The sequence below is a fragment of the Pseudomonas vlassakiae genome (assembly GCF_014269035.2).
In the GTDB taxonomy this organism is placed as follows: domain Bacteria; phylum Pseudomonadota; class Gammaproteobacteria; order Pseudomonadales; family Pseudomonadaceae; genus Aquipseudomonas; species Aquipseudomonas vlassakiae.
Genome location: NZ_JABWRP020000006.1, coordinates 223,531 through 235,740, shown reverse-complemented (window position 1 = coordinate 235,740; position 12,210 = coordinate 223,531). Strand labels below are relative to the sequence as shown.

The window sequence follows — 12,210 nt, the reverse complement described above, 5'->3', positions numbered from 1 at the left end:
GAGCTGACGAAATCGACCAATCCGCTTCAAGCCCTTGATTTCATTGAGTTTCGAAAAGTTGGCACGGCACCTGCTATATGTCTGGTACAAGAACAATAACAAGCACAGCAACTCAGAATAAGAACAAGACGAAACGGCTCACGCACAATAAGAACAAGACGGCGGAGGCGCAGCTAACTGATTCTTTTGGAGAGGATGCGTGTTTGGGGCTTGCCCCACGACCAGGCAGAGAACAACAAAAACTGCACTTGAAAGCAGCGCCTGAACTGGTTGGATCGAACGATCAGCATGACATCAGCGACCAAAGCAATCCGTTTGCTCTTTACCCCTGGATTGGGGGTCGTCCACAAGCTTCGAGATTTGTGGACAGGGCACTCAACAAAAACAAGAAGCCCAGTAAAAAAACAATAAGAGCACGCAACGACTTCTTGGGGAGCTTAGGCTCCCCTTGTCGTTCTCCCCCTTCGGCAGGGTCTCCTGCTACCGCCTACACCATTCCCCGAGTAAATGCTAGAATCCCCGCCCATCATGCGGCCATTCTCCTATTCTTGGCCGAACATTCCTTCAAACAGTGCATCCCATGCTGAAGAAGCTGTTCCAGTCGTTCCGCCCTCCCGTACCGGGCCAGCACCACCGGCGCACCACGCCAGAGGTGATCAACAAGAGCCAACACTCGCTGCAGCGCCACCAGTTCAGCCGGCACGCGGTGAACATCGTCGAGCGCCTGCAGAGCGCGGGCTACCAGGCATATCTGGTCGGTGGCTGCGTCCGCGACCTGATGCTGGGCATCACGCCCAAGGACTTCGACGTCGCCACCAGCGCCACACCCGAGCAGGTGCGTGCCGAGTTCCGCAACGCGCGCATCATTGGTCGGCGCTTCAAGCTGGTCCACGTGCATTTCGGCCGTGAGATCATCGAAGTCGCCACCTTCCGCGCGCCCCACTCCGAAGATGACCAGAGTGACAGCCACCGTTCGTCGCACAACGCCAGTGGCCGCATTCTGCGTGACAACGTGTACGGCACCTTGGAAGAAGACGCGCAGCGCCGCGACTTCACCATCAACGCCCTGTACTACGATCCGGTCAGCGAGCGCATCCTCGACTACGCCAATGGCGTGCACGACATCCGCAACCGCCTGTTGCGTCTGATCGGCGACCCGCCCCACCGCTACCAGGAAGACCCGGTACGCATGTTGCGCGCGGTGCGTTTTGCGGCGAAGCTCGACTTCGGCATCGAGAAGCACACCTTCCAGCCGATCCGCAAACTGGCACCACTGCTGCGCGAGATCCCGCCCGCACGCCTGTTCGAGGAATGCCTGAAGCTGTTCCTCTCCGGCCAAGGGGCCATCGCCTTCGAAATGCTGGTCGACCTGGAACTGTTCGAACCGTTGTTCCCGGCCAGTGCCCATGCCCTGGACGAGCGTCCGACCTACACCCACACCTTGATCAGCCAGGCGCTGAACAACACCGACCTGCGCGTCAAGCAGGGCAAGCCGGTGACCCCGGCCTTCCTGTTCGCCGCCCTGCTCTGGCCAGCCCTGCCAGGCCGTGTGCTGCACCTGCAGAGCCAAGGCGTGCCGCCTATCCCGGCCATGAACGGTGCAGCCCACGACCTGATCGCCGAGCAGTGCGCACGCATCGCCATTCCGAAACGCTTCACCCTGCCCATCCGCGAGATCTGGGACATGCAGGAACGCCTGCCGCGACGCAGTGGCAAGCGTGCCGACCTGCTGCTCGACAACCCTCGTTTCCGTGCCGGTTACGACTTCCTGCTGTTGCGTGAAAGCGCCGGCGAAGAAACCGACGACCTCGGCCAGTGGTGGACCGACTACCAGGATGCCAACGACAGCGAGCGCCGCGAGATGATTCGTGAGCTCGGCAGCCGTGACGAAGGCACTGCTGGCGGCCCGCGCAAACGCAAGCGCAGTGGCGGCAAGCGCAAGCGCAGCGGCGGTGACGAGGCGTTCGAGTGACCACGCGCGCCTTCATCGGCCTCGGTAGCAATCTGGACGCGCCCGCAGAACAACTGCGCAGCGCCCTGCAGGCGCTCGACCAGATTGCCGACAGCCGCCTGGCGGTCGCTTCGGCGCTGTACACCAGCGACTCGCTGTTGCCCGGCCAGCCGCGTTACACCAACGCGGTAGCAGCCCTCGATACCAGCCTGGCACCGCTGCAACTGCTCGACGCCCTGCAAGCCATCGAGAACGACCAGGGCCGTGTGCGCAAGGAACGCTGGGGCCCGCGCACCCTCGACCTGGATATCCTGCTGTTCGGCGACCAGGTCATCGATCTGCCACGCCTGCAGGTGCCGCACTACCACATGCATGCACGCCCCTTCGTGCTGTACCCCTTGGCCGAACTGGTCGCAGACGACTTCTGCCTGGCCGATGGCCGTACCCTTGCGCAACTGCTCGAAGCCTGCCCATTCGTCGGCCTGGAACGCCTGTAAACCGGGCGTTTGCGATATTCACCCAGGCACGGTAACGCCAGTAACACCCTGTTAGTAACAATGCGGTAACAGGGTGATTGACTTCCCCCACCTCGCTCACGACTATAGGCGTCCCGTGTGGCACCAAAGTGCCGCATACCCGTATTTAGGCCCGGACGGACCTGTGCCCGAACATCACGCGCGATGATGTGCCGCTCCGGAAGATGACTACGCGCGTTGTATGCAGTCGTTTTTCACAGCGCCTGAACGAGGATTTTCCTACATGCCTGAAGTAACCCTGACCACCCTGCATGGCCTCAAGGCCAAGGGTGAAAAGATCACCATGCTGACCTGCTACGATGCAACCTTCGCCAAGGCCTGCAGCCAGGCTGGCGTCGACGTGTTGCTGGTGGGCGACTCCCTGGGCATGGTCCTGCAGGGCCATGACAGCACACTGCCCGTCACCACCGCAGAGATGGCCTACCACACCGCCTGCGTCAAACGCGGCAATGATGGCGCGCTGATCCTCGCCGACCTGCCGTTCATGGCCCACGCCACTCCCGAGCAGGCGTTTGCCAACTGCGCCACGCTGATGCAGGCCGGCGCCCACATGATCAAGCTAGAAGGCGCCGCCTGGCTGGCCGAAACCATCCACCTGCTGGCCGAACGCGGCGTGCCAGTGTGCGCGCACATGGGATTGACGCCGCAGACCGTCAACGTCCTGGGCGGATACAAGGTCCAGGGCCGTCAGGAAGCGCAAGCCCGGCAGATGCGCGCCGACGCCATTGCGCTGGAGCAAGCCGGCGCGGCGATGCTGCTGCTCGAATGCGTACCGAGCGAACTGGCCGCAGAAATCACCCAGGCAGTGAGCATCCCGGTGATCGGCATCGGTGCCGGTAGCGCCACCGATGGCCAGGTATTGGTCCTGCACGACATGCTCGGCCTGTCGCTGAGTGGCCGGGTGCCGAAGTTCGTGAAGAACTTCATGCAAGGCCAGCCCGATATCCAGAGCGCCCTCACCGCCTACGTCAAGGCCGTCAAAGACGTTGCCTTCCCCGCTGCCGAACACGGATTCAGCGCATGAACACAGTCAAGACCGTCCGCGAACTGCGTGCCGCCGTCGCTCGTGCACGCGGCGAAGGCAAGCGCATCGGCTTCGTGCCGACCATGGGCAACCTGCACAGCGGCCATGCCGCGCTGGTGACCAAGGCTGCCCAACGTGCCGATTTCGTGGTCGCCAGCATCTTCGTCAACCCCTTGCAGTTCGGTGCCAACGAAGACCTCGACAAATACCCGCGCACCCTCGCCGCCGACCAGGAGCGCCTGCTGCAGGCCGGTTGCAACCTGCTGTTCGCACCCACCGTGGAAGAGATGTACCCGGACGGCATGAGCGTGCAAACCCGAGTCAGCGTGCCCAACCTGTCCGAAGGCCTGTGCGGTGCCAGCCGCCCTGGGCATTTCGAAGGCGTGGCGACCGTGGTCAGCAAGCTGTTCAACATGGTCCAGCCAGACCTGGCCGTGTTTGGCGAAAAGGACTACCAGCAACTGGCGGTAATCCGCGCCATGGTGCGCGACCTGAACATGCCGATCCAGATCATCGGTGAGCCGACCGTGCGCGCCGAAGATGGCCTGGCGCTGTCTTCACGCAACGGTTACCTGACGCCTGAGCAACGCGCCACGGCGCCAGTGGTGTATCGCACCCTGCAGCAGATCGGTGAGGCGCTCGGCCGCGGCCAGGTGGATTTCGCCGCACTGATCGAGCAAGGCAAGGCACAGCTGAGCGCTGCCGGCCTGCGCCCTGATTACCTGGAAGTGCGCCATGCCGTGAACCTGCGCCCGGCAGCGTTCGGTGACCGGGACCTGGTGATCCTGGTTGCTGCTTACCTGGGTAACACCCGGTTGATCGACAACCTGTATCTGCATCTGGACGAGAAGACCGCATAACCTTCCGGGGCTGCTTCGCAGCCCCAAATTCCCCCTGCATACCCATTCCCTGCGCGCGGCCTTTGCCTATAATGATGGCCAGCCTGAACCCGGCAATGACTGCCCTGTCCAAGGCACATCTCGCATCAAGGAATTCCGCGCAATGGCGTATTACCGTACACCCCACGATGTTACGGCCCTGCCTGCCTGGCAGGCCCTGCAAGCACACCGCGACGCCATGCAAGGCTTCAGCATGCGCGAAGCCTTTGCCGCCGACGCCAAGCGCTTCGACCAGTTCTCCCTGAGCAGCTGCGGGCTGTTCCTCGACTATTCGAAAAACCTGATCACCGACGAAACTCGTGGTCTTCTGGTCAGCCTGGCCGAACAGGTTGGCCTGCAGGATGCGATCAAGTCGATGTTCAGCGGCGAGATCATCAACGCCTCGGAAGGCCGTCCGGTGCTGCACACTGCGCTGCGCCGTCCGGTCGGCGACAAGCTCAACGTCAACGGTGTCAACGTGATGCCGGAAGTCCACAAGGTACTCAACCAGATTACCGAGCTGGTCGGCCGAATCCATGACGGCCTGTGGCGTGGCTACAGCGAAAAGCCGATCACCGATGTGGTCAACATCGGCATCGGTGGCTCATTCCTCGGCCCCGAGCTGGTCTCTGAAGCCTTGCTGCCTTACGCCCAGCGCGGCGTGCGTTGCCATTACCTGGCCAATATCGACGGCAGCGAATTCCACGAACTGTCGGCCAACCTGCGCGCCGAAACCACGCTGTTCATCGTCTCGTCGAAGTCGTTCAACACCCTCGAGACCCTGAAGAATGCGACGGCCGCGCGCACCTGGTACCTTGCTCAAGGCGGCTCGGAAGCCGAGCTGTACCGTCACTTCATCGCGGTTTCCAGCAACAAGGCGGCTGCCGTGGCCTTCGGCATGCGTGAAGAGAACATCTTCCCGATGTGGGACTGGGTAGGCGGGCGCTACTCGCTGTGGTCGGCCATCGGCCTGCCGATCGCCTTGGCCATCGGGACCGCCAACTTCAAGGAACTGCTGTCCGGTGCCTACACCATGGACCAGCACTTCCAGACCGCGCCGTTCGACAAGAACATGCCCGTGCTGCTGGCCCTGCTGGGCGTCTGGTATGGCAACTTCTGGGGCGCCAGCAGCCACGCGATCCTGCCGTACGACCATTACCTGCGCAACATCACCAAGCACCTGCAGCAGCTGGACATGGAGTCCAACGGCAAGAGCGTGCTGCAGGATGGCACCCCGGTGAAGACCGATACCGGTCCGGTGATCTGGGGCGGCGTCGGCTGCAACGGCCAGCACGCCTACCACCAGTTGCTGCACCAGGGCACCCAGCTGATCCCGGCCGACTTCATCGTCCCAGTGGTCAGCTTCAACCCGGTGGCGGACCACCATCAGTGGCTGTACGCCAACTGCCTGTCGCAGAGCCAGGCGCTGATGCTCGGCAAGACCCGTGAAGAAGCCGAAGCCGAACTGCGACAGAAGGGCCTGAACGACGCGGACATCGAAAAGCTCGCGCCGCACAAGGTGATTCCGGGCAACCGCCCGAGCAACACCCTGGTAGTCGAACGCATCAGCCCGCGCCGCCTGGGCGCACTGGTGGCGATGTACGAGCACAAGGTGTTCGTGCAAAGCGTGATCTGGGGCATCAACGCCTTTGACCAGTGGGGCGTCGAGCTGGGCAAGGAGCTGGGCAAAGGCGTATACCAACGTCTTGTGGGCAGCCTTGAAGACAGCGCCGAAGACGGTTCCACCCAAGGCCTGATCAACTACTTCCGCGGCCGTCACCGCGGCTGATCTGACGCCTGACCCGGCCTCTTACCCGCGAAGAGGCCGGGTCGGTTGAACACCACTCCAGCTACACTGTCCATCGAATAGCCGCTGCCGTCCCTCCGACAAGAGCAGGACCACCCGCCATGTTCGATATCAGACAGTATCCCCAGGCCTTGGCCGTCAGCCAGTCCGCCAGCCTTTCCCCCGACGACTACCAGCGCCTCTACCGCCAGTCGGTCGATGATCCCGACACTTTCTGGGCCGAACAGGCCAAACGCCTGGACTGGACCAAACCCTGGTCGAGCGTGCAGCAATGCGACCTGAAGACCGGCAAGGCCCGCTGGTTCGACGGTGCCCAGCTCAACGTCAGCTTCAACTGCATCGATCGTCACCTGGCACAGCGCGGCGAGCAAACCGCCCTGCTGTGGGAGGGTGACGACCCCAAGGACTCCAAGGCCATCAGCTACCGCGAGCTGCACCGCCAGGTCTGCCGCCTGGCCAATGCGCTGAAGGCAAGAGGTGTACACAAGGGCGACCGGGTGTGCATCTACATGCCGATGATTCCAGAAGCCGCCTATGCCATGCTCGCTTGCACACGCATCGGTGCCATCCACTCGGTGGTGTTCGGCGGCTTCTCGCCAGATGCCCTGCGCGACCGCATTCTCGATGCCGACTGCCGCACCGTGATCACCGCCGACGAAGGCGTACGCGGCGGCAAACGCATCCCGCTCAAGCAGAACGTCGACAAGGCCCTGAGCAGTTGCCCTGCGGTCAGCAGCGTGTTCGTGGTGCGTCGTACCGGTGGCGATGTCGCCTGGAGCGAAGGCCGCGACCTGTGGTATCACGAAGTGACCGAAAAGGCCGGCGACCACTGCCCGCCCGAACCGATGGACGCCGAAGCCCCCTTGTTCATCCTGTATACCTCCGGCAGTACCGGCAAACCCAAGGGAGTGCTGCATAGCACCGCTGGTTACCTGTTGCAGGCAGCGATGACCTTCAAGGTGGTGTTCGATTACCGCGACGGCGAGGTGTTCTGGTGCACGGCAGACGTTGGATGGGTCACCGGTCACAGTTACATCGTCTACGGGCCGCTGGCCAACGGTGCGATTTCGCTGATGTTCGAAGGCGTCCCCAACTACCCAGACACCTCGCGCTTCTGGCAGGTGGTGGACAAACATCAGGTGAACATCTTCTACACCGCGCCCACTGCGCTGCGTGCGTTGATGCGTGAAGGCTCGGCGCCGCTGCAGGGAACCTCGCGCAAAAGCCTGCGCCTGCTCGGCAGCGTAGGCGAGCCGATCAACCCGGAAGCCTGGGAATGGTATTTCGAAGAGGTCGGACAAAAGCGTTGCCCCATCGTCGACACCTGGTGGCAGACCGAGACCGGCGGCATCATGCTCACGCCGCTGCCCGGGGCACAACGACTCAAGCCCGGCTGCGCCACCCAGCCGATGTTCGGCGTGCAACCTGCGCTGCTGGATGAAACAGGCAAACTGGTCGAAGGCCCCGGCGCCGGGCTGCTGGTGATCAAGGCCAGTTGGCCAGGGCAGATACGCAGCGTCTACGGCGACCACCAGCGCATGGTGGACACCTACTTCAAACCCATGCCCGGCTACTATTTCACCGGTGACGGCGCCCGCCGCGATGCCGACGGTGACTACTGGATCACCGGCCGCATCGATGATGTCATCAACGTCTCCGGGCACCGCATCGGCACCGCCGAGGTGGAAAGCGCGCTGGTGCTGCACGACAACGTCGCCGAGGCTGCCGTGGTCGGCTACCCGCATGACCTCAAGGGCCAGGGCGTGTATGCCTTCGTTACGCCCATGAATGGCATTACCCCGGACGATACGCTCAAGGCCGAGTTGCTGGCGCTGGTCAGCAAGGAGATCGGCAGTTTCGCCAAGCCAGAGCTGATTCAATGGGCCCCGGCCTTGCCCAAGACCCGCTCGGGCAAGATCATGCGGCGTATACTGCGCAAGATCGCCTGCAACGAACTGGACAATCTCGGCGACACCTCGACCCTGGCCGACCCGAGCGTAGTCCAGGGCCTGATCGACAAACGCCTCAATCAATAGCGGGCGGCCACGTTCCCTGGCCGTCCTGACGCACAGGACGCCATGGAAGCCCTACGCCGACGCATCGAAACCCAGGTCATGAGCCTCACCGGGCTGGCCCTCGGCCAGCTCGACCTTGAATCCCCCAAGGGCGACCCCGGCCTGTTCGGCCCCGACAGCATCAGCTGGCGGGTGCATGGCGACTTTCCGAGCATGCTGGTTGGTGGGATCAGTGCCCTGATGCTGCAACTGTTGCATCCGCTGGCCTTGGCCGGGGTGTGGGACCACTCCAATTTTCGCGAAGACCTGCTCGGTCGCCTGCGTCGCACCAGCCAGTTCATCTCCGGCACCACGTTCGGCTCCACCCGTGATGCCGAGTGGTTGATCGACAAGGTGCGCACCATCCACGTGCAGGTGACCGGTACTGCACCTGACGGTCGTCCCTACGCTGCCAGCGACCCAGACCTGCTGACCTGGGTGCATGTAGCCGAAGTCAGCAGCTTCCTTGCTGCCCACCTGCGCTACCGTGACCCGCAACTGTCACGCGCCGATCAGGACGCTTACTACGCCGAGATCGCCCTGATTGCCGAACGCCTCGGTGCCCGTGGGGTGCCACGCTCCTGCCAACAGGTCGAGGACTATCTGCAGCAGATGCGCCCACAGCTGCAATGCAGCGCCCGTAGCCTGGAAGTGGTCGGGATACTGCTCGAAGCCCCCGCACCCAGTCGCCTTGCCGAGCCAGTGGGCAAGTTGATGCTGCAGGCGGGTATCGACCTGCTGCCGGACTGGGCCCAGGCCCTGCTCGGCCTTCAACAGGGGCCGCTGCAACGACAGATGATCCGCCTTGGCCTGCAGCGCACGGCACCGATCCTGCGCTGGGCCATGCGTGACGGTTCGGCGCACCGGGCCAGGCGGCGCATGGGTATCGAGTGAGGGGAAACTGGTCGCCTCAGCGGAACCGATTTAACGTGCCATACTCCAAGCACTCCTGCTTAGACAGACGAAGCGACACATGTACAAAGGATTGACTCGCGCCCTCGGCGCCCTGTTGGCTCTCGTGGCCCTCTACAGCCTGCTCGGCTTCCTCATCCTCCCTGGTGTCGCCTTGCGGATCGCCAACCAGCAGCTGGCGCAATACGCTACCGTGCCAGCGCATCTGCAACGCATCGAACTCAACCCCTTCAGCCTCGAGCTGACCTTGTGGGGCCTGCAACTCGGCGAGCCCGGCAAGGAGCAGGTCGGCTTCGAACGGCTATACGCGAACCTGGCGCTCGATAGCCTGTGGAAACGCGCACTGCACCTGCAGGCGATCGAGCTCGACAAGCCCCGCAACGAGGTGCTGTTCGCCAAGGACGGCACACTCAACCTGACCCAACTGTTCAAGTTGCCAGCCAGCGAACCCAAACCGGACGCGCCCGCCGGCGATCCCTTCCCGCTGCGTATCGATAGCATCAAGATCAGCGGCGGCTACCTGCATTTCGAGGACGTGCGCCCGAGCGAACCGATCGAGTTTCTCTACGACGACATGAACCTGGAGCTGAAGAATCTCAGTACCCTGCCCGACGACAACGCCGACATGACCTTGGTGGCGCTCGGTCCCAATGGTGGCCGCGTCGACTGGAACGGCACCCTCAGCCTGGCGCCGATCGCCTCGAAAGGCACACTGAAAGTCACCGACGGCAAGATGAAGCTGTTCTGGCCCTATGTCCGCGATGCCCTGCCCCTTGTGCTCGAAGACGGCGTGGTCAACCTCGACACCCATTACACGCTCAACCTGTCCAAGGAAACCGAGCTGTTGCTGGACAACACCTCGGTCAAGGTCGCGCCGTTCGCCATCAAGGCGCCCGATGGCCGGCCATTGGTGCGCCTGGCCAACCTGGAGGTGAGTGAGACGTCCATCGACCTGGCCAGGCAGCTGGTCACCGTCGGCAAAGTCCGCAGCGAAAAACTGGAAACCTGGGCAGCCCTGGAAAAGGACGGCCAGCTCGACTGGCAGAAGCTGTTCGCCAGCCAGCCGGCCAAGCCCACCCCGAAGGAAAAAGCCGAGCCGGCGACTGCCGAGCCCAGCGCAGATGAAAAAGCCGCGAAAGCGCCGAGCAAGCCTTGGCAGGTACTGCTCAAGGACGTGCAGCTGCGCAACTATCAGGCTCACCTCGCCGACCGCAGCCAGAAGGAGCCGGTGGCGCTGGACGTGGGCCCGCTGAACCTCGATATGCAAGGTTTCGACAGCCTCAACCAGTCGCCATTCACCCTCAAGCTCGACACCGGCATTGGCAAGCAAGGCAAGCTGCAGGCGGCAGGTGAAGTGAATCTGGCGCCGGTCACGGCCAAGCTCGATGTCAGTACCCGTGACATCGACCTGCGCGTCGCCCAGGCCTACATCAGCCCGTACATTCGCCTTGAGCTGCGCAGTGGCATGCTCGCCAGCGACCTCAAGGTCAACCTCACGAGCACCGAGCCATTGGCCTTCAGCGTTGCAGGCAAGGCTCAGGTCAACCAGCTGCACACCCTGGACACCATCAAGGGCCGTGACTTCGTCAAATGGCAGCAAGTGAACGTCGATGGCCTGTCGTACGTGCACGGTGATGCCCTGTCGATCGACAAGGTGACCCTGCTGCAGCCCTACGCACGCTTCATCATCAACGAAGACCGCACCACCAGCGTCGACGACCTGCTGATCCCGCAACCGGCCGGCGCGCCTGCCAGCAGCCCGGCCAAGCCGGCCAGTGCCAATGCCGGCAAGCCACTAGGCATCCGCATCGGCCAGATCGACATCAACGATGGCTCGGCCAACTTCGCCGACCTGACCCTCACCCCGAACTTTGCCACCGCCATCCAGCAGCTCAATGGCCGGATAGGCACCATCGACAACCGCAAGCCGACCCCGGCCAAGGTCGACGTCAAAGGCAAGGTCGACCGTTATGCCCCGGTCACCATCAAGGGCGCACTCAACCCGTTCAACCCGCTGGCCAGCCTGGATATCGCCACCAGCTTCAAGCGCGTCGAACTGACCACCTTGACGCCCTACTCCGGCAAGTTCGCCGGCTTCCGCATCCGCAAGGGGCGGCTGAACCTTGACCTGCATTACCTGATCACCAACGGTCAGCTCAAGGCCGAGAACAAGGTGGTGGTCGAGCAGTTGCAACTGGGTGAGAAGGTCGACAGCCCGGACGCCGTGGACCTGCCGATCCGCCTGGCGATCGCGCTGCTGAAAGACACTGAGGGGCGGATCTCCATTGAACTGCCTGTTTCCGGTGACTTGAACAACCCGCAGTTCAGCGTCATGCCGATCGTCTGGCAGACCCTGCGCAACCTGGTGCTGCGTGCGGCGCAGGCGCCGTTCAAGTTCATCGGTGGGCTGATTGCCGGTGGCGGCTCGGAAGACCTCGGTACCGTGGCGTTCGCCCCAGGCTCCAGTGAGCTCAGTGGCGATGCGCAATCGGCACTGGACAAGCTCGCATCCGCACTCAAGGAGCGCCCGGAGCTTCGCCTGGAGATCGAAGGCACCAGTGCCCAGAGCAGCGACGGCCCCTTGATTGCTCAGCAACGCCTGGAACGTGAATACCAGGCGAACTGGTACAAAATCCTGCAACGCCGTGGCGACAAGGTACCGGCCAATGCCTCGATGCTGCAGGTCGATGAGCGCGACAAGCCGGCGATGCTCGAAGGCATCTACCGGACCCGCCTGAAGCAACAACCTCCCGCCGAGTGGGAGCAGTTGAGCCGTGACGAGCGCACCGCCAAGCTGCGCGAGGCGGTGATCAAGTCGTGGGCTGAAAGCCCTGCGTTGCTGCGCACCCTTGGCCAGGAAAGGGCCAGCAGCATCAAGGACTACCTTGTTGACAAGGGCAAGCTCGAGGATGACCGGGTCTACTTCATCGATACCAACCTGGGGCAGGCTGAGAGTGATGGACGGGTGGTAACGCCGATGCACCTGGATGCTGAATGATCAGCTGACCCGAACGCGGACCTGTGGGAGCGGCCTTGCGTCGCGAAAGG

The 12,210-nt window shown here is 62.9% G+C and carries 8 protein-coding genes; all 8 read left to right on the top strand.

What is annotated here, in order from left to right; all coding sequences use genetic code 11:
- Positions 1-580: 580 nt before the first annotated feature.
- The 8 genes from HU738_RS10740 to HU738_RS10705 all read left to right on the top strand — a co-directional run bounded on the left by HU738_RS10740 (position 581) and on the right by HU738_RS10705 (position 12,160).
- Positions 581-1,972, top strand: coding sequence for a polynucleotide adenylyltransferase PcnB (locus HU738_RS10740; protein ID WP_186601137.1), 1,392 nt, complete (start codon positions 581-583; stop codon positions 1,970-1,972).
- A complete protein-coding gene (gene folK, locus HU738_RS10735; RefSeq protein WP_186601136.1) occupies positions 1,969-2,448 on the top strand; it encodes a 2-amino-4-hydroxy-6-hydroxymethyldihydropteridine diphosphokinase in 480 nt (159 codons plus the stop codon). The genes HU738_RS10740 and folK overlap by 4 nt, the downstream gene beginning before the upstream one ends.
- Before the next feature lie 262 nt (positions 2,449-2,710).
- Positions 2,711-3,511, top strand: a complete 801-nt coding sequence (gene panB, locus HU738_RS10730; RefSeq protein ID WP_186601135.1) for a 3-methyl-2-oxobutanoate hydroxymethyltransferase — start codon at positions 2,711-2,713, stop codon at positions 3,509-3,511.
- The gene (gene panC / locus HU738_RS10725; RefSeq protein ID WP_054885625.1) at positions 3,508-4,371 is read left to right on the top strand and encodes a pantoate--beta-alanine ligase; all 864 of its coding nucleotides are present in this window, start codon (positions 3,508-3,510) and stop codon (positions 4,369-4,371) included. Before panB ends, panC begins: the two co-directional genes overlap by 4 nt.
- A 142-nt stretch (positions 4,372-4,513) precedes the next feature.
- Complete coding sequence (gene pgi / locus HU738_RS10720) at positions 4,514-6,178, top strand: glucose-6-phosphate isomerase (protein WP_176509692.1); 1,665 nt, start codon at positions 4,514-4,516, stop codon at positions 6,176-6,178.
- A 119-nt stretch (positions 6,179-6,297) separates the two neighbouring features.
- Positions 6,298-8,232 (top strand): acetate--CoA ligase, encoded by a 1,935-nt coding sequence (gene acs, locus HU738_RS10715; RefSeq protein WP_186601134.1) that lies wholly within the window; start codon positions 6,298-6,300, stop codon positions 8,230-8,232.
- A 42-nt stretch (positions 8,233-8,274) separates the two neighbouring features.
- A complete protein-coding gene (locus HU738_RS10710) occupies positions 8,275-9,144 on the top strand; it encodes an oxygenase MpaB family protein (protein WP_186601133.1) in 870 nt (289 codons plus the stop codon).
- A gap of 79 nt (positions 9,145-9,223) precedes the next feature.
- Positions 9,224-12,160, top strand: a complete 2,937-nt coding sequence (locus HU738_RS10705; protein WP_186601132.1) for a DUF748 domain-containing protein — start codon at positions 9,224-9,226, stop codon at positions 12,158-12,160.
- Positions 12,161-12,210 lie beyond the last annotated feature (50 nt).